Genomic DNA, 18,645 nt, shown 5'->3' on the forward strand with positions numbered 1-18,645 from the left:
CCAACAGGAGAACCCGCATGAACAACGTGGTGATTACCGGCACCGGCCTCTACACGCCGCCGCACGCCATCGACAACGAAGCGCTGGTGAAGGCCTTCAACACCTACGTGGACCGTTTTAATGCGCGCCACAGTGCCGAGATCGAAGCGGGCAGCCGCCAGGCGCTGGGCCACTCGAGCCGGGAGTTCATCGAGAAGGCCTCGGGCATCAAGAGCCGCTACGTGCTCAACGCAGACGGCATTCTCGACCCGGAGCGGATGCGCCCGAAGCTGCCCGCGCGCGCCAATGACGAGCCCTCGATCCAGTGCGAAATGGCCGTACAGGCCGCTGGTGAGGCACTGGAGCGCGCTCGCGTCGCTGCCAGCGACATCGAGCTTGTGATCGTCGCCTGCTCGAATCTGGAGCGCGCCTACCCGGCGGTCGCGGTGGAAATTCAAGACGCGCTGGGCACCGCCGGTTACGGCTTCGACATGAACGTGGCCTGCAGCTCGGCGACCTTTGCCATCGAAACCGCGGCCAACGCCATCGCCGCTGGCCGCGTATCGCGGGCGCTGGTCGTCAGCCCCGAGATCTGTTCGGCGCATCTGAATTTCACCGACCGCGACAGCCACTTCATCTTCGGCGATGCCTGTACCGCGATGGTGCTCGAACGCGCCGATCTCGCCGTAGCAGAGCAGCGCTTCGAAGTGCTGGGCACGCGGCTGGTCACCCGGTTCTCCAACGCCATTCGCAACAACTCCGGCTTCTTGAACCGCGTGACCGACAGCGACCCGTTGGGGGTCGACAAACTTTTCGTTCAGCAGGGGCGCCAGGTGTTCAAGGAGGTGTGCCCGATGGTGGCAAGCCTCATTACCGCGCACCTTGAGTCGCTTCAGCTTGCTGGCGAGGATCTGTCGCGGATGTGGCTGCATCAGGCCAATCAGCACATGAATGACCTGATCGCGCGCAAGGTGCTGGGCCATGAACCGAGCGAAACCCAGGCACCAATCATTCTTGATCGCTACGCTAATACAAGCTCCGCCGGTTCGATCATCGCGTTCCATCTGCATCGCAACGATCTCAAGGCGGGAGAGATTGGCCTGATCTGCTCTTTCGGAGCGGGCTATAGCGCCGGTAGCGTCGTACTACGTTGTCAATAACGGGTTGCCAGTAACCGGTTGCCAGTAACGACGCTGCCAATAAGCGCGGTACCAAAACATCAAAAGCGGGACAGACCTGTAATCGAGGGAATCATCATGTCAGGGTTATCAACTGCGTCCAGGGCAAACACTTTCAACGCCTGTGGACTCAAGCGCGCGGTGCCGGTCGTACTGCTGGCGACGCTTGCCATGTCCGGCTGTGCCAGCACGCAGACATCCCAGCCCACGAATCCGGACGACCCCTGGGAGACCTTCAACCGGCGCGTGTTCGCCTTCAACGACGTGCTCGACCGCTATGCGCTCAAGCCCGTTGCCACCGGCTATCGCACCGTGACGCCCGGCCCGGTACAGACCGGCGTGGGCAATTTTTTCTCCAACCTGACCGAGATTCGCACCGCGATCAATAGCCTTTTGCAGGGCAAGCCGGCCAACGCGGGCCTTGCCACCTCGCGCTTTCTGATCAACTCGACGGTGGGCATTGGCGGACTTCTGGACTACGCCACGCACATGCAGATCACCGCCGACGAGGAGGACTTCGGCCAGACGCTCGCGACCTGGGGCTGGACCGATTCGCGCTATCTGGTGCTGCCGCTTCTGGGGCCGAGCACGCTGCGCGACTCTGCCGGCCTGCCGGCGGATATTGCCGCGCATCCGAATACCTATGTCGAGGACGATGCCTGGCGCATCGGTTTGACGGCGCTCAACATCGTCGATACCCGCGCAGGGCTTCTGGATCAGGAGTCGCTGATCAGCGGTGACCGCTACCAGTTCATTCGCGATGCCTACCTGCAGCGCCGCCAGTTCCTGATCAATGACGGCGAGCTCGGCGACGACCCCTTCGCCATGGACAGCTTCGAGTTCGATGACGCGGACTTTGGCGACGACGATTTCAGCGATGACGACTTCAGCGACGACGACTTCAACGACGACGACTTTAGCGACGACCGCGTCGCCGATTGAGCCCTGACATGAAGGCCAAAAAACACCTGATCGCGGTCATCGATGCGCCGGGGCAGGAGCGCGACGCGCTCACCCGGGCGATCACCTGCCATGACATGGCGGTTCTGGCGGCCACGGATATCGAGCAGCTGCCGGAAAGTACCGCGCTGGTGGTGGCACGCGCCGGGGTGGTGCCGCGCACGCTCTGGGCCGAGCTTGCCGCGCGCGTGCCGACCCTGGTGGTCACTAACTCGCGCGAAGATGCGGCGCTGATCCAGGCGGTCGACAGCGGCTTGCTCGATCACATCATCGATCCGCTGCGCCACGCCGAGCTCTTGCGCCGCATGATCCGCAAGGCGGTAGAGCTCAATGCGCTGGCCCGCGAGCGCGAGCGCGACCGGGTGCGTCTCGAGGAGCTCAACGAGAGTCTCGAGACCCATCTGGCGCTTCTGCGCATGGACCAGCAAAGCGGGGGCCATATCCAGCGGCGCCTGCTGCCGGCGCACCCGCGCACGCTCAATGATGTTCGGTTCGACTACTTGTTTGCGCCATCGCTCTATCTTTCCGGCGACTTTCTCGACTATCAGCGCTACAGCGCGCGCTTCAGCGCGTTCTACTTCGCCGATGTCGCCGGCCACGGCGCTTCCTCGGCGTTCGTCACGGTGCTCTTGAAGTACCTGTTCAACCGCTGGCTCAACGAGTGGGACGGCACCCACCCGGAACGTTGGGCGGCCAAATCGCTCAAGGCACTCAACCGTGAGCTTCAGGATACCGATATCGGCAAGCACGCGACGCTTTTCGTCGGAGTGATTGACCACGAGACCCGGACGCTTCACTATTCGCTCGGTGCACAGCTGCCAATGCCGATTCTGGTGGCGGGAAATACGCTTTCCCGCCTCGAGGGGGAGGGCATGCCGGTCGGACTTTTCCCCGATATCGACTACCCGTCGCTTCGCTGTGAACTACCGCCTGACTTTCGCCTGTGGCTCTGTTCAGACGGCGTATTGGAATGCTTGCCGGGTAAGACGCTCGACACGCGGCTCACGGAGCTTGAGCAATTAGTAAGCGACAGTGACACACTCGAGCAGTTGCGCGAGCGGCTGGTGCGCTGCGCCGCCCCGATGATGGCGGGCGAAGCGGCACAGGCGTCAGACGATGAGCGCAGCGCGTTACCCGACGATCTGACAATCATGATGGTGAGCGGATTTGGTCATGCTGATTGAGGAAGGCCGCATCAAGGCGGCGTTCGATTCCGGGGTTTTTATTCTAAAACTCTGCGGCGACGTGCGCTTGACGCTCTGCGCCACGCTCGATGTCCAGGCGAAGCGGCTGGCCGACACGCCGGGGCTTCGCTCGGTGATCATCGACCTGCGCGAGGCGACCAACGTCGATTCGAGCGCGCTGGGGTTTCTGGCCAAGGTGGCAATGGCGGTAAAAGGGCGCCTGGAGCATCCGCCGACCATCGTCGTCGATAACCCGGATATCCAGAAGATGCTCGACGTCATGGGTTTCGAGCGCTTTTTTACCCTGGTCGGCGCGCCGTTAAAGGATGCCGATGCGCTCGACGCGGTACTCACCGAGCTTCCCGAAGTGCCGTCCGACGAAGAGGGCCTGCGCGACCGGATTCTCGAAGCGCACCGCCTGCTCATGCACATGAGCGAGCACAACCGCGAACAGTTCCAGTCGCTGGTCGAGATGCTCGAATCCCAGGGCACGCCGGTTCACTGAGCCAGCGCGATCGAACATGAAAAACCCCACCGCGTCGATGAACGCGGCGGGGTTTTTTCATGGCCGCCGGATTACCCGACGCGTGCCGATCACTGCTGGCGTAGTTTGCCCAAAAGCTCCTCGAGCTTCTTCTGATCGGCCATGAACTTGCGGATCCCTTCGGCGAGCTTGTCATTGGCCATCTCGTCGTCGTTCATCGCCCAGCGGAAATCCGGCTCACCAAGCGGCGAAGCCGCGCTTTCGCTGGCCGCGGCCGCATTCAGCTGGCGCTCGAGATGGCCTTGCTGCTCGTCGAGCTCGTTGAGCAGCGCCGGTGAAATGGTCAGGCGGTCGCAGCCGGCAAGATGCTTGATTTCGTCGAGGTTTCGAAAGCTCGCGCCCATGACAATGGTGGCGTAGCCGTGCGCCTTGTAGTACTCGAAAATACGCTTGACCGAGGCCACGCCCGGGTCGTTTTCGCCGCTGAAATCGCCGTCCGGGTTTTGCGCCTTATGCCAGTCGAGAATGCGCCCGACGAAAGGCGAGATCAGGGTAGCGCCGGCGTCGGCGCAGGCGCGCGCCTGGGCGAAGCCAAAGAGTAGCGTCAGGTTGGTGCGGATGCCATCACGCTCGAGCTGCCGCGCGGCTTGAATGCCCTCCCAGGTGGAGGCGGTCTTGATCAGGATGCGCTCGGCGCCTACGCCGTTACGGGCGTAGCGCTCGATCAGTGAATGCGCCTTTTTGATCGTGGCGTCGCGATCGAAGGAGAGTCGTGAGCTCACCTCGGTGGAGACAAAACCGGGCACCAGCTCGCTGATCTCCGTGCCGATCTCCACCGCTACCCGGTCCACCGCTTCGTCGATGTCGGCACTTTCACGGGCGATCACGGCCAGCCGCTCGCGGCGGTCCTCCTGCTGCGCCGCCTGCAGAATCAGCGACGGGTTGGTGGTGGCGTCTTCCGGACGAAAGCGGCGGATCGCCTCGAGATCGCCGGTGTCAGCGACCACCTTGGTCATCTCCTTGAGCTGCGCCAGTAAGCTGTTATTCATGTAAGGCTCCTTCTCGTTGAATGAGCTCTACTCTAGCAAGGCTTCGGGGCTGTGAATATTGTTCGCTGGGTGTAGGCGGTTCTCCTGCGGCGCAAAGGCAAGCCTTTGCGGATGGTCCGTGGCAATCGTGAAGCCGGCGGCGGCGTCGCGCAGCGCATCGGCGATGCTCTCGAGGGTCAGCGCATCCCTGGCGCCTTGCTCGACCTGCTCGGCGTTCGCCCGGGTCACCTGGCTCTGCTCAAAAAGCGCCTCGTTGAGCGTTTCGATATGTCGGTGCTGCTGTTTGGCCGCGTCGGTGATTTGGGCCATCAAGCGGTTGGCCTGCTCGCTAGTGGCGGCGGCGTCGCGCAGGGTATCGCCCGCCCGGCGAGAAAGCGCATGGCCCTGGTCGATCTGCCGGGATGAGTCCGCCAGCAGGGTGCTGATCTCCCGGGCGGCATCGGCGCTTTTGGTGGCAAGCGTGCGCACCTCGTCCGCCACCACCGCAAAGCCCTTGCCTTCTGCGCCGGCGCGCGCCGCCTCGACCGAGGCGTTCAGCGCCAACAGGCGGGTTTGGAAGGCGATGGCGTCGATCGTTGCAACGATGCCGTCGACTTCGCGGGCGCGGGTCTGGATGCTCTCCATGGCGCCTAGAAAGTCGCGCATCACCTCGCTGCCGTTGGCGGTGTGCGATTGGGTCGAGGCGGTCAGGCGCTCTGCCTCGAAGGCAAACTCCACGGTGGCGGCGGTATGGGTGGTCAGCTCACCGAGATTGGCGGTGGTGGTATCGTGAAAGGCGCGCTGCTGGCGGCTACGTACCGCAAGCGCCTCGCTACCGAGCGCCAGGCGTTGGGCGCTTTCGAACATCGAGCGGCTCTGGGTATGCAGCTCGGCGACGGTATCGATGAACGCCCGGCGCATGACGTCAAGCTCGCGGTAGAGCTGGCCGATTTCGTTGCGCCCCCGGCGCTCGATCTCGCCGCTCAGGTCGCCCTCGGCGAGCCTGCGCAGGTAGGCCACGAGCTGTTTGATCGGCGAAAGACAGTAGTGCTGGCCGATGGCGGCGATCACCATCAGTATGGCCAGCGTAACCGCCGCCCCGATCAGAAGCGCTCGCCCCAGGGTGGCGGCGCGCTGCTCGGCGTGATTCAAGAGCGCCGTTCCCTGGCGGTCGACCTGCGCGTAGAAGGCGCGTGCCTGCTCGCTGAACGCTTCGCTCAGGGAAAGCGCCTCAAGGGTAAGCTGGCGGTAGCCGCCGCGATCGCCCGCGCGCACCGCGTCGAGCTGCTGGTTCATTGCCTGAATCAGCGCTTGAGCGGCCTCATCCAGCGCCGCCCGCACGGTGACATCGGCGCTGGCGGCGACGAACGCAGTGCGGGCGCTCTCCATCACGTCGATTTCGCCCTCGACCGCCTCGAGTGCGGCGACCGGGTCGCCCAGCGAAGGTCTGAGCTGGCGCTCCAGCGCCCGGTCCAAGCGGTGAAGCCCTTCGAGCCCGGCAATGTGAAGGCGATTGAGCGATGAGGCCTGCTGAACGTTAAGCCGTTCGAGCAGTGCCAGGTCGCTCTGGCCCTGTTTGATCACGCTCCAGGCCAGCAGCGCTAATGCCAGAACGCAAAGCGTGATGAGCGAGAGCGCGGCGAGCGCCAGCGTGCGTAGCGAAAGGTGGTTGAGCGCCTTTAGGGTCATGAGAGTTCCGAACGCGGGGGTAGTGGCGCCCAGCTTAAGCAAGGTTTGTTACGGTTTTTCGACGCCGGCGGGCGAGCGCGTGCAGTATCATGGGTCATCGATTCTTCGTTTTTTCCGGGAGTTTTATGCAACTCGACTCACGCCGGGTGGCGCTTCTGGTCGCCGCCAACACCGCGCTTGCGCCGTTTGCCATCGACGCCTACCTGCCGGCGATCGGCACGCTGGCCGAGGCGATCGACGAGAGCATTCACCGCACCGAGCTTTCGATCAGCGTCTTTCTGTTCGGCTTTGCCTTCGGCCAGCTCTGCTTCGGGCCGCTTTCCGATCGGGTCGGGCGCAAGCCGGTGCTGATGGGCGGGCTGGTGATCTTTTTACTCTCGAGCCTTCTGATCACCACCGTCGATAGCCTGACAGCGCTGCTCGGCTGGCGTTTCGTGCAGGCGCTGGGCGGTGGGGCGTGCGTGGTGAACTCGGCGGCGATCGTGCGCGACTGCTTCAGCGGGCGCGAGGCGGCGAAGGTGATGTCGACCATGGCGATGATCATGATGCTGGCGCCGCTGGTGGCACCGGCGGTGGGGAGCCTTCTGCTGCATGTGGCCGACTGGTGGCTGATCTTCGTGTTTCTGGCCGTCTACGCCGGGTTTTTGCTCTGGCTGCTGGGCACGAAGCTGCCGGAGACCCGAGATATGAGCCTGCCGGCGGCGTCGCCGCGTCAGGTGCTCGACAACTACAAGAGCGTGCTGTGCCACCGCGAGGCGATGGGCTACATCTTCGCCGTGGCGGCCTCCTTCGCCGGGCTCTTTGCGTTTGTGACCGCTTCGCCGTTCGTTTATCTGGAGTACTTTTCGCTGTCGCCGAGCGTTTATCCTCTGGTGTTCGGCGTCAACGTGGTGGTCATCGCGCTCTCCAACCGGGTCAATATTCATCTACTGCGCTACCGCACGCCGCAGCAGAACCTGCGCCTGGGGCTGGCCGTTCAGCTGGCGGCGGCGCTTGCGTTGGTGCTGGCCAACGCGCTGGGGCTTGGGTCGCTCTGGGTGGTCGTGGCGCTGGTCATGGTCTTCACCGGCATGATCGGGTTGATCGCGCCCAACGCGATCACCTCGGTGCTGGATCACTTCGGCCATATCAGCGCCACCGCGACGGCGCTGCTGGGCGGTATCCAGTTTACCTGCGGGGCGCTGGCCGGGGTCATGGTGGGGCTTTTCGAAGTCGCCCATCTCTGGCCCATGGTGCTGACCATGCTGGCGGCGGCGCTCCTGGGTAACGTGGGCGTGCGCGTGCTCACCTCACGTCCTTCCAAACAGCCCGCCGCCCAGGCGGGGAAGGGCTAAAGCGCTCAAAAAATCAAAAAGATCGCGAGAAGACATTATTGTCATATAACTGCAATGAAAGCGCGTCAGACTCCTCGGTGTTGAAGGCCAAGAGCCATTTTTCCAGCGCCACGCTGGATGTCACACCAAGGGGAACGCGACGATGAACGTAACCAGAAAGACGCTAAGTGTTGCCGTAGTAGCCGCTCTGAGTGCCGGCGTAGCCACCGCGGCCATGGCCCGCGATACCATCCAGATTGCGGGTTCTTCCACCGTACTGCCGTTTGCCAGTATCGTCGCGGAGGAGTTCGGTAACACTTACTCCCAGTTCAACACTCCGGTCGTCGGCTCCGGCGGCTCCAGCGGCGGTCTGCGCCAGTTCTGCCAGGGCGTGGGTGAAAACACCATCGACATCGCCAACGCCTCGCGCCCGATCCGTCAAGGCGAAGTCGAAAGCTGTGGCCAGAACGGCGTCAATGAAATCCTCGAGGTGAAATTCGGCTACGACGGTATCGTCTTCGCCTCGCGTCTCGATCAGAACGCCTTCGAGCTGACGCCGGAGTTCGTCTTCAAGGCCGCCGCCGCCCAGGTGCCGCAAGACGGCGAGCTGGTCGACAACCCCTACACCAACTGGTCCGACATCGACGATAGCCTGCCGGATCAGGAGATCACGCTGGTGATCCCGGCCTCCAACCACGGTACCCGTGAAGTGTTCGAAGAGCGCGTTCTGCACGCCGGCTGCGAAGCGGTCGCCGAAGTGGAAGAGGACGCCTGTAACAATCTTCGCGGCGACGGCCGTATCGTCGAAATCGCCGGTGACTACACCGAAACTCTGGCGCGCCTGGACGCCCAGCAGAATGCTGTGGGCGTGTTTGGCCTGAGCTTCTACGACCAGAACCGTGACCGTCTGCAGGTGGCGACCATGGACGGCATCGAGCCGAGCCTCGAGACCATCGGTTCCGGCGAGTACCCGGTATCACGCCCGCTCTACTTCTACGTGAAAGGCGAGCACCTGGACGTCATTCCGGGTCTGGCCGAGTACACCGAGTTCTTCCTCAACGACATGACCTCCGGCTACGGCAGCCCGCTGGAAGACGCAGGCCTGATTCCGATGGACGAAGGCGAGCGTCAGGAGCAGCTCGATGCGTTCGAAGCTCGCACCGTGGTAAGCGCTGAGTAACCACCGCCTGGTTGCCGCGGTGATGCAGTAACGGATGGCGCCGACATCGAAGCTTCGATGTCGGCGCTTAAACGTAGAAAGTTAAAGGCGACGAACCAATGAGCAATTTTGCCTTGATAGCCACGCTCTTGATGCTGATGGCCCTGGCATATCACCTCGGACTCACGCGCAGTCGCGCGGTGGCGGCAAGCCACGATGTGCGGCTGCACTCGCGCCCCGGCTACTACGGCAGCCTGGTCGCCCTCTGGTGCGGTCTACCCGCGCTGGCCATTTTTCTTCTCTGGTCGTTTCTTGCTCCGCAGCTGATCGATACCCTGGTCAGCTCGCAGCTGCCGCCGGAACTGGTCAGCGGGCTCGGCGACCGGGAAATGCAAACCCTGATGCGCCGTATCGCGGCACTGGCCGACGGGCGCGGCGTGGCCGGCGGCCCAAGCCCCGAGGAGCTGGCCGCAGCGGATCACATGGCGCGGCTGCAAACGCTGCAGCATGTCGCGCTGATCGCCGTGATGGCGGTATTGGCCGTGGCGGGGCTGGTGCTGGCCCGCCGGCGCATTTCGCCGACCTGGCGGGCGCGCAACCAGGTCGAGCGGGTGATCACCTTTGCCCTGGCCGCAAGCTCCGCGGTGGCGATCTTCACCACCATCGGCATCGTGCTCTCGATGCTCGGCGAAGCGCTGCGCTTTTTCAGCTTCATCCATCCGGCGGATTTCTTCTTCGGCACGGTGTGGAATCCGCGATTCAGCACCGCAGGATCCAGCGCCCAGGGCGAGTTCGGCCTGCTGCCGCTTTTATGGGGCACGCTGATGGTCAGCGCTATTGCGCTTCTGGTCGCTATCCCCGTGGGGCTGATGACCGCGATCTACATGGCCGAGTACGCCTCGCCCTGGCTTCGAAGCATCGCCAAGCCGATCATCGAGATTCTGGCCGGGATTCCGACCATCGTGTACGGCTTTTTCGCGCTGACGGTAATCGGCCCGTTTCTGTCGATGCTCGGCGATCTGGTGGGGATCAACATTCGCACCACCAGCGCCATGACCGCGGGCATCGCCATGGGCATCATGATCATCCCGTTCGTCTCGTCGCTGTCCGACGATATCATCACCCAGGTGCCGAAATCGCTGCGCGATGGGGCACTGGGGCTCGGTGCGACCAAATCGGAAACCGTGCGCCAGGTGGTGCTGCCCGCCGCACTCCCCGGCATCGTGGGTGCGTTTTTGCTCGCGGCGAGCCGGGCGATCGGCGAGACCATGATCGTGGTGCTGGCGGCGGGCAACAACCCGGTGCTGCACGCCAATCCCTTCGAAGCGGTCTCCACGATCACCGTGACCATCGTCAACCAGCTCACCGGCGACATGGATTTCGCCAGCCCGCAGTCGCTGGTCGCCTTTGCGCTGGGCTTGACGCTGTTCGTGATCACGCTGGGGCTCAACGTCATCGCACTGATCGTGGTGCGCAAATATCGTCAGCAATACGAGTAAGTGACCATGTCCTCAACGATTGAGCAGCGCCGCCAGCATCGCCTCGAGACGATCGAGAAGTCGCTCTCCAAACGCCACCGCAAGGAGAACGGTTTTCGCCGCCTGGGCCTGGTGGCGGTACTGACCGGACTGACACTGGTCGCCATCCTGTTCGCCAGCATTCTGAGCAAGGGGATACCGGCGTTCTGGCAGGCCACGCTCTACACCGAGGTCACGTTTGACCCGGAGGTGATCGACCTGCCGCCCAAACCCGAGCGCGAAGCGGGCGAAAGCCAGTTCGCTTTTGACGAGCGCATGACCCAGTGGCTGACCCAGGCGGGGCTGGTGAACTGGCAGTCGCTGATCGACTATTCGCTCGAACAGGCGCTGGGCGAAGAAGTCGAGCCACGAGCGCTTCGCGATCTGCGCGCGCTGGTCGCCTCCGGCGAGCGCTACGCGCTGCGCGACCGCTTCACCGAAGACCCCTCGCTTCTGGGCCAGACGATGTCGCTCAAAATGCTCGCCAGCGCCGATGTCGATGTCTGGGTGAAAGGCAACATCGACCGCGATCTGCCGGACGCGCGCCTGCAGTTGAGCCCCCAGTCCCGCGCCTGGATCGACGTGCTGCAAGAACAGGACGTGCTGCGCCAATCCTTCAGCACGTCGCTTTTCACCAATACCGACTCACGAAGCTCGCTGGCCTCGGCGGGGCTGGCCGGCGCCTTCATGGGGTCGCTGTTCATGATGATGGTGGTGATCGCGCTGTCGGTACCGATCGGCGTGTCGAGCGCTATCTATCTTGAGGAGTTCGCGCCGAAAAATCGCCTGACCGATCTCATAGAGATCAACATCAACAACCTGGCCGCGGTGCCGTCGATCGTCTTCGGCCTGCTGGGTGCCTCGATCTTCATCGGCTACCTGCGCCTGCCGCTGTCGGCGCCGCTGGTCGGGGGGCTGGTGCTGACGCTGATGACGCTGCCCACTATCATCATCGCCACGCGCGCCTCACTGCGCTCGATTCCCCCGTCGATTCGCCAAGCCGCGCTGGGTATCGGCGCCTCCCGCGTGCAGACCGTGTTCCACCACGTGCTGCCGCTGGCGCTGCCGGGCATTCTGACCGGCTCGATTCTGGGCGTGGCCCAGGCGCTGGGTGAAACCGCGCCGCTTCTCTTGATCGGCATGAACGCGTTCGTGGCCAACGTGCCGGCCACGCCCATGGATCAATCCACGGCGCTGCCGGTCCAGATCTACCTGTGGCAGGGCAATGAGCTGCGCAACTTCTTCGAGGCGCGCACGTCCGCCGCGATCATCGTGCTATTGGGCCTGATGCTCAGCCTGAACGCGCTGGCCATCTGGCTGCGTAAAAAATTCGAAACGAGGTGGTAAATGGATACGTCGACACACTCCTCCGAGCGCACCAGCGCCACCGCCGTACCCAGCGTCAGCGTCGGTAACGGCGAAAGCCGGGTCAGCAAGGCGAAAGACAAGGTCAAGCTCAAGGCCGAAGGGGTCAACGTCTTCTACGGCGACACCCAAGCGATCAAGGGGATCGATCTGGATATTTTCGAGAACGAAGTGCTGGCCTTCATCGGCCCCTCGGGCTGCGGCAAGTCGACGTTTCTGCGCTGCCTGAACCGCATGAACGACACCATCGACATCTGCCGGGTCGAGGGCAGGATCACCCTCGACGACAAGGATATCTATGCGCCGGAGCGCGACGTGGTGCTGCTGCGCGCCCAGGTGGGCATCGTGTTTCAAAAGCCCAACCCGTTCCCGAAGTCGATCTACGAAAACATCGCCTACGGGCCGCGCCTGCACGGCCTTGCCCGGCGCAAGGCGGAGCTCGATGACATCGTCGAGAGCAGCCTGCGCCGCGCCGGGCTCTGGGACGAGGTCAAGGATCGCCTGGACAAGCCCGGTACCGGCTTATCCGGCGGTCAGCAGCAGCGGCTTTGCATCGCGCGCACCGTGGCGGTGAGCCCGGACGTGATCCTGATGGACGAGCCCTGCTCGGCGCTCGACCCGATCGCCACGGCGAAGGTGGAGCAGCTGATCGACGAGCTCAGCGAGAGCTACACCATCGTCATGGTGACCCACAACATGCAGCAGGCCGCCCGCGTGGCTGATCGCACTGCGTTTTTCCACATGGGCGATCTCGCCGAGGTCGACACCACCGACAACATCTTCACCAACCCGCAGGATCAGCGCACCCACGACTACATCACCGGGCGTTTCGGCTAGTCGATCAGCTCGACCGCTACCGCCGTGGCCTCGCCGCCGCCGATACACAGACTCGCCACGCCGCGCTTGCCGCCGGTGGTACGCAGCGCGTGAATCAGTGTGGCGATGATGCGAGAACCCGTCGAGCCCACCGGGTGCCCCTGGGCGCAGGCGCCGCCGAAGACGTTCACTTTGGCGTGATCGAGACCCAGATCGTCGATGGCCATCAGCGTGACCACGGCGAAGGCCTCGTTGATCTCGAACAGATCGACGTCGTTCACGCTCCAGCCGACCTTTTTCAGAAGCGACTCGATCGCGCCCACTGGGGCGATGGTGAACTCGCTCGGATGGCGCGAGTGGGTGGCGTGGCCGAGCATGCGTGCCAGCGGTTTTGCGCCCAAGCGATCGGCGGCTTCCCGGCTTGCGATGATCAGCGCCGAGGCGCCGTCGGAGATGGAGCTGGCGTTCGCGGCGGTGATGGTACCGTCCCTGGTAAAGGCCGGGCGCAGGGTGCGAATCTTGTCGAGGTTGGCCTGGAAGGGCTGCTCATCCTTGTCGACGACCTGTTCGCCCTGGCGGGTAGTGACCGTGACCGGCGCCATTTCGGCACTCAAGGAGCCGTCCTCATTGGCCTTCATCGCCCGCTCGAGCGAGGCGATGGCGAAGTCGTCGAGGCGCTCGCGGGTATAGCCGCGCTCGGTGGCGATCTCCTGGGCGAACACGCCCATCAGCTTGCCGGTCTCCGCGTCCTCCAGGCCGTCGTAAAACATGTGGTCCTTGAGCTCGCCGTGACCCAGCCGGTAGCCGCTGCGCGCTTTGGTCAAAAGGTGCGGGGCATTGGACATCGACTCCATGCCGCCGGCGAGCATCACCGAGTTCGTCCCCGCCTTGATCAGATCATGACACAGCATCGCCGCTTTCATCCCTGAGCCGCAGAGCTTGTTGATGGTGGTGGCGCCGATCGCGTCGGGAATACCGGCCTGGCGCATCGCCTGGCGGGCGGGGCCCTGTTTGACCCCGGCGGGCAGCACGCAGCCGAGAATACCCTCTTCGATCTCCTCGGGCGCGAGATGGGCGCGCTCGAGGGCGGCGCGAATCGCCACCGCGGCAAGCTCGGGGGCGCTCTGGCTTGCAAGGGAGCCGGTCATCGCCCCCATGGGGGTCCGGGTGGCGGATAGAAAGACGATGTCGCTTGCGCTACTCATGATAAGGCTCCTCACGCGTTTGGCGCGTTCGTTGTTATGGAGACTGGCTATCGGTTCCGATGATGGCGTTCTGGCCGCTGCGCCGCGCTCGACCATCGTCTAAGCTCGCGGCTTCGCTGCCCGCTTGCGCTCTTGAAACGTCGGGTTTACGTTAACGTAAACCAATGCTCCTTCCAATAACAAAAGAGAGCCGCCATGACCGTTTCATCTTCGCTTCCCGCCTACACCGACTATCTCGAACGCTTCTCGACCAGTGAGGTGAGCGCCGGACTCGATACCCACCAGGACGGCAAGCTCAACGCGTTCGAAGCGTGCTGCGCGCGCCACCTGAGGGAAGGGCGCGGCGAGTCGCTCGCCCTGATTCATGAAGACACCCGCGGGCAGACCCATACGCTCACCTATCGTGAGCTCGACGAACAAAGCGCAAGGCTTGCCGGCTGGCTGAGCGAACAGGGCATCGCGCCTGGCGATCGTATCGCCTGCATGCTGCCGCGATCCGCGGCGCTTCTGATCACCGTGCTCGCCTGCTGGCGGCTGGGGGCAGTGTATCAGCCGCTTTTTACCGCCTTCGGTGCCGACGCGGTGGACTACCGGTTGGCTCGCGCCGACACTCGGCTGGTGGTCACCGATCACGCCAATCGTCACAAGTTCGAGGGGCTCAACTACTGTCCGCCGGTGCTGGCGGTGGGCGGGCCGAGCAAGCACCACGAAAGCGATCACGACTGGGCGGCCGCGCTCGAGCATGCGCCGGTGCATGGCGAGCCGCCGAGGCTCGAGCCTGAGGCGCCGTTTCTACAGATGTTCACCTCGGGCACCGTGGGCAAGCCCAAGGGCGTGGCGGTGCCGCTGAAGGCGATGACGGCGTTTGCGCTCTACATGGAGCTCGCCGTCGATTTGAAGCGTGAGGACCGCTTCTGGAACATGGCCGACCCGGGCTGGGCCTACGGGCTTTACTACGCCATCGCCGGGCCGCTACTGCTCGGCACGACCACGCACTTCTGCGAGGCGGGCTTTAGCGCCGAGGGCGCGCTTGCGTTCATGAAGCGCCACGACATTACCAACTTCGCCGCCGCGCCCACCGCCTACCGCCTGATGAAGGCGTCTGGCCTGTTTGACGATGCTCACCAGACGCTCAATCTGCGCGCGGCGAGCTCGGCGGGGGAGCCGCTCAACACCGAAGTGGTCAACTGGGTGAAAAAGTCGCTGGGCTGCGTGGTGATGGACCACTACGGCCAGACCGAAACCGGCATGACCTGCAACTGCCACCACGCGCTCGAGCATCCGAAGCACGCCGGCGGCATGGGCGTTCCACTACCGGGCTACCGGCTGGCGATCCTCGACGCCGAGTACAACGAACTCCCTCCAGGCGAGCCTGGCGTGCTGGCGGTGGATATCGCCCATTCGCCGGCGCACTTTTTCCAGGGCTACACCTGGCAGGAGAAGGACCCCTTCGTTGAGGGTTACTACCTGACCGGGGATGTGGTCATCCGCAATAAGGACGGTACCTTCCAGTTCGCCGGGCGTGACGACGATATCATTACCACCGCAGGCTACCGGGTCGGCCCGACCGACGTTGAAAATAGCGTCATGACCCATCCGGGCGTGGCAGAATCCGCGGCGGTGGGTAAGCCTGACGAGATTCGCGGCGAGATCATCAAATCCTTCGTGGTGCTACGGGAAGGGTTCGAGCCGAGCGAAGCGCTGGCCGATGAAATTCGCACGCTGGTGCGCGAGCGTCTGTCGACCCACGCCTTCCCGCGCGAGATCGAATTCGTCGATGAGCTGCCGAAAACGCCCAGCGGCAAGATTCAGCGCTTCAAGCTGCGCGCCCAGGCGGATGGCGCGAGCGATAACCTCAAGAAGGATCAGTGAAATGGAGATCAAACAGCGCACGTTTCTGGTCACCGGCGCCGCCTCCGGGCTGGGGGCGGCGACCGCCGAGCGTCTCATTGGCTTGGGGGCGAGCGTGCTTTTGTGCGACGTCAGCGAGCGCGTGGTCGAGCAGGCGAAAGTGCTTGGCGAGCGCGCCCGCGCCTTGACCGCGGATATTACCTCGAGCGAGGAGATGGCAAGCGTGGTCGAGGCCGCCGTTGCCCTCGGCGGCGAGCGGGGGCTTGCGGGGGTGGTTCACTGCGCCGGCGTGGTGAGCGTTGCCAAGCTCGTCGACCGCGAGGGCAACCCGGCGGATCTCGACGCCTACGCGCGAACGGTTCAGATCAACCTGGTCGGCACCTTCAACGTAATGCGCCTGGCCGCCGCGGCGATGGCGAAGAATGCGCCCGCTGAGTCCGGTGAGCGCGGGGTGATCGTCAATACCGCCTCCGTGGCCGCCTTCGACGGCCAGATAGGGCAGTGCGCTTACAGCGCCTCGAAAGCCGGCGTGGTCGGCATGAGCCTGCCCGCCGCCCGCGAGCTTTCGCGCCACGCGGTGCGGGTCATGGCCATCGCCCCGGGCGTATTCGAAACGCCAATGATGAGCGAGATTCCGCGCGATGCTTATGACGCCCTGGTCGCCGCCGTGCCGTTTCCCAAACGCCTTGGCCGCGCCGAGGAGTTCGCTCGGCTCGCCGAGCAGATCATCACCAACCCGATGCTCAACGGTGAGGTGATTCGACTCGATGGCGGAATCCGTATGCAGTGAAGGCGAACCTGCCTGAGCCCGCGGCCTTCGCCGCGGGCTTTTTACTGCCTGCCGCTTTTACCCTTTATAAAGCCTTCGACTAAAGAGAACCTCTGACGCTCGAGGAAATTCAAACGTCCGCTTGACGCGCGTGTGCCTGGGCGTTAATTTCAAACAATCGTTTGAAAGCCCTGTCTCTGCGGCTTTCGATCACGGTTGAGGAGACCCGCGATGCCAAGCTATCAAGCCCCCCTGCGTGATTTGCGTTTCGTCATGGACGAAATGCTCGACTACCCGGCGCACTACGCCGCGATCGGCAAGGGCGACGACGCCTCGCCGGACGTGGTGGGCGCCATTCTGGAGGAGGGCGGGCGCTTCGCTCGTGAGGTGCTTTTGCCGCTCAATCAGACTGGCGACGCCCAGGGCTGTACGCGGCTGGAGAACGGCGACGTCAAGGCGCCGGACGGTTTTCGCGAAGCCTACCTGCAGTACGTCGAAGGCGGCTGGCCCGGGCTATCTGCCGAGGTCGAGCACGGCGGTCAGGGTCTTCCGCATTCGTTGGGGATGGCGCTTTCCGAGATGATCTGCGCCGGTAACCTGGCCTGGGGGATGTACCCCGGGCTCTCTCACGGCGCCGTCGATGCGCTGCGCCATCATGGTACCGACGAGCAGAAGGCGACGTATCTCTCCAAACTGGTCGAAGGCGTGTGGACCGGCACCATGTGTTTGACCGAGCCCCACTGCGGCACGGATCTTGGCCTGATCAAGACCCGCGCCGTGCCGGCGGTAGAAAACGCCTACCGCATCACCGGCACCAAGATCTTCATTTCCGCAGGCGAGCACGATCTTGCCGAGAACATCGTGCACCTGGTGCTGGCGAAGCTGCCGGACGCTCCGGAAGGCTCGAAGGGCATTTCGCTGTTCGTGGTGCCGAAGTTCCTGCCGAACGCCGAAGGCAACGCCGGCGAGCGCAACGGCGTGGTCTGCGGCTCGCTCGAACACAAGATGGGCATTCACGGCAACGCCACCTGCGTAATGAACTTCGACGATGCCACGGGTTATTTGGTCGGCCCGCCCCACAAGGGCCTTGCCTGCATGTTCACGATGATGAACGCCGCGCGCCTCGGCGTCGGCATTCAGGGCCTTGGATTGATCGAGGCGAGCTTTCAGAACTCGCTGGCCTACGCTCGTGACCGGCTGCAGATGCGCGGGCTCTCCGGCAAGAAAGCGCCGGAAAAGCCCGCCGACCCGATCATCGTGCACCCGGATGTACGCCGCATGCTGCTGACCCAGAAGGCCTTCGCCGAAGGCGGGCGTATGCTGGTGCTTTACGCTGCCCAGCTGCTCGACCAGGTGGAGCACGGGGCAGCGGGTGAAGAGCGTGAGCGCGCCGATACGCTGCTTGGGCTTTTGACCCCTATCGTCAAGGCGTTTCTCACCGAGGTAGGGTTCGAAAGCACCAACGAAGGCGTGCAAATCTTTGGTGGCCACGGTTTTATCAGAGAGTGGGGCATGGAGCAACTGGTGCGCGATGCGCGCATCACGCGGCTCTACGAAGGCACCACCGGTATCCAGGCCCTCGATCTGCTGGGCCGCAAGGTGCTGATGAGCCAGGGCGAGTCGCTTAAGGTCTTCACTAAAGAGATTCACAGGTTCTGCAAAACCGAGGCGGACAACCCGGCGCTTGCGGAATTCATCGAGCCGCTTGCCAAACTCAACGCTGAGTGGGGCGAGCTCACCATGGGCGTGGGCATGAAGGCGATGCAGGACCGTGAAGAGGTGGGGGCTGCCAGCGTGGATTATCTGATGTACTCGGGCTACGTGGCGCTGGCGTACCTCTTCGCCCGCGCCGCCAAAACTGCGGCAGCCGGGCTCGAAGGTGACGACAAGGCGTTCTACCAGGCGAAGATCGATACCGCGCGTTTCTACTATCAGCGTCTCTTGCCGCGCACCCGAGCGCACGCCCAAATGATCCAGGCCGGCGCTTCGAGCCTGATGGCGATCTCGAGCGACGACTTCGGCCTGGGCTTCGAGATCTAAGCCCAAGCGCTACGCTACCGCTAACCTTACGACCGGCAGTTCGAGCTGCCGGTTTTCGTTTTCATCGGCGGCTTATAGCCTTTCGTTCGGCTGATCAAACTTTTCGCA

General features: G+C 63.7%; 15 protein-coding genes. 12 read left to right on the plus strand and 3 right to left on the minus strand.

Features of this window, described 5'->3' with window-relative positions:
• Positions 1-17: 17 nt before the first annotated feature.
• The 4 genes from ACGK9R_RS13365 to ACGK9R_RS13380 all read left to right on the plus strand — a co-directional run bounded on the left by ACGK9R_RS13365 (position 18) and on the right by ACGK9R_RS13380 (position 3,806).
• Complete coding sequence (locus tag ACGK9R_RS13365) at positions 18-1,139, plus strand: beta-ketoacyl-ACP synthase III (RefSeq protein WP_394582007.1); 1,122 nt, start codon at positions 18-20, stop codon at positions 1,137-1,139.
• 189 nt (positions 1,140-1,328) lie between these two features.
• Complete coding sequence (locus ACGK9R_RS13370; RefSeq protein WP_394582042.1) at positions 1,329-2,099, plus strand: VacJ family lipoprotein; 771 nt, start codon at positions 1,329-1,331, stop codon at positions 2,097-2,099.
• Positions 2,100-2,107: 8 nt separating this feature from the next.
• A complete protein-coding gene (locus tag ACGK9R_RS13375; protein WP_394582008.1) occupies positions 2,108-3,301 on the plus strand; it encodes a PP2C family protein-serine/threonine phosphatase in 1,194 nt (397 codons plus the stop codon).
• Positions 3,291-3,806, plus strand: a complete 516-nt coding sequence (locus ACGK9R_RS13380) for an STAS domain-containing protein (protein WP_394582010.1) — start codon at positions 3,291-3,293, stop codon at positions 3,804-3,806. The genes ACGK9R_RS13375 and ACGK9R_RS13380 overlap by 11 nt, the downstream gene beginning before the upstream one ends.
• An 89-nt stretch (positions 3,807-3,895) precedes the next feature.
• Here the strand turns inward: ACGK9R_RS13380 and tal are convergent, their stop codons facing one another.
• Complete coding sequence (tal, locus tag ACGK9R_RS13385; protein WP_394582012.1) at positions 3,896-4,834, minus strand: transaldolase; 939 nt, start codon at positions 4,832-4,834, stop codon at positions 3,896-3,898.
• 27 nt (positions 4,835-4,861) lie between these two features.
• The gene (locus tag ACGK9R_RS13390) at positions 4,862-6,502 is read right to left on the minus strand and encodes a methyl-accepting chemotaxis protein (RefSeq protein WP_394582014.1); all 1,641 of its coding nucleotides are present in this window, start codon (positions 6,500-6,502) and stop codon (positions 4,862-4,864) included.
• 125 nt (positions 6,503-6,627) lie between these two features.
• On the opposite strand from ACGK9R_RS13390, the gene ACGK9R_RS13395 reads away from it, so the two are divergent.
• The 5 genes from ACGK9R_RS13395 to pstB all read left to right on the plus strand — a co-directional run bounded on the left by ACGK9R_RS13395 (position 6,628) and on the right by pstB (position 12,693).
• On the plus strand, positions 6,628-7,836 hold the full coding sequence (locus tag ACGK9R_RS13395) for a multidrug effflux MFS transporter (protein WP_394582016.1): 1,209 nt from the start codon (positions 6,628-6,630) through the stop codon (positions 7,834-7,836).
• 142 nt (positions 7,837-7,978) lie between these two features.
• Complete coding sequence (locus ACGK9R_RS13400) at positions 7,979-8,995, plus strand: substrate-binding domain-containing protein (RefSeq protein WP_394582018.1); 1,017 nt, start codon at positions 7,979-7,981, stop codon at positions 8,993-8,995.
• A gap of 98 nt (positions 8,996-9,093) precedes the next feature.
• Positions 9,094-10,473, plus strand: a complete 1,380-nt coding sequence (gene pstC, locus ACGK9R_RS13405; RefSeq protein ID WP_394582020.1) for a phosphate ABC transporter permease subunit PstC — start codon at positions 9,094-9,096, stop codon at positions 10,471-10,473.
• Between the two features lie 6 nt (positions 10,474-10,479).
• The gene (pstA, locus tag ACGK9R_RS13410; protein ID WP_394582022.1) at positions 10,480-11,838 is read left to right on the plus strand and encodes a phosphate ABC transporter permease PstA; all 1,359 of its coding nucleotides are present in this window, start codon (positions 10,480-10,482) and stop codon (positions 11,836-11,838) included.
• Positions 11,839-12,693, plus strand: coding sequence for a phosphate ABC transporter ATP-binding protein PstB (pstB, locus tag ACGK9R_RS13415; protein ID WP_394582023.1), 855 nt, complete (start codon positions 11,839-11,841; stop codon positions 12,691-12,693).
• Here pstB and ACGK9R_RS13420 read toward each other — a convergent pair.
• Positions 12,690-13,877, minus strand: coding sequence for an acetyl-CoA C-acyltransferase (locus ACGK9R_RS13420; RefSeq protein WP_394582025.1), 1,188 nt, complete (start codon positions 13,875-13,877; stop codon positions 12,690-12,692). The genes pstB and ACGK9R_RS13420 overlap by 4 nt on opposite strands.
• 195 nt (positions 13,878-14,072) lie before the next feature.
• Between ACGK9R_RS13420 and ACGK9R_RS13425 the strand changes: the two genes are divergently transcribed.
• From ACGK9R_RS13425 to ACGK9R_RS13435, 3 genes are all read left to right on the plus strand, one after another.
• Entirely contained in the window at positions 14,073-15,749 is a 1,677-nt protein-coding gene (locus tag ACGK9R_RS13425; protein WP_394582026.1) for an AMP-binding protein, read from the plus strand.
• A gap of 1 nt (position 15,750) precedes the next feature.
• Positions 15,751-16,518, plus strand: a complete 768-nt coding sequence (locus ACGK9R_RS13430) for an SDR family NAD(P)-dependent oxidoreductase (RefSeq protein WP_394582028.1) — start codon at positions 15,751-15,753, stop codon at positions 16,516-16,518.
• A gap of 210 nt (positions 16,519-16,728) precedes the next feature.
• Positions 16,729-18,537: an acyl-CoA dehydrogenase C-terminal domain-containing protein gene (locus ACGK9R_RS13435; RefSeq protein WP_394582029.1), complete on the plus strand. Its 1,809-nt coding sequence runs from the start codon at positions 16,729-16,731 to the stop codon at positions 18,535-18,537.
• Positions 18,538-18,645: the final 108 nt, after the last annotated feature.

The sequence above is a fragment of the Halomonas sp. HNIBRBA4712 genome (assembly GCF_043558675.1).
GTDB lineage: Bacteria > Pseudomonadota > Gammaproteobacteria > Pseudomonadales > Halomonadaceae > Vreelandella.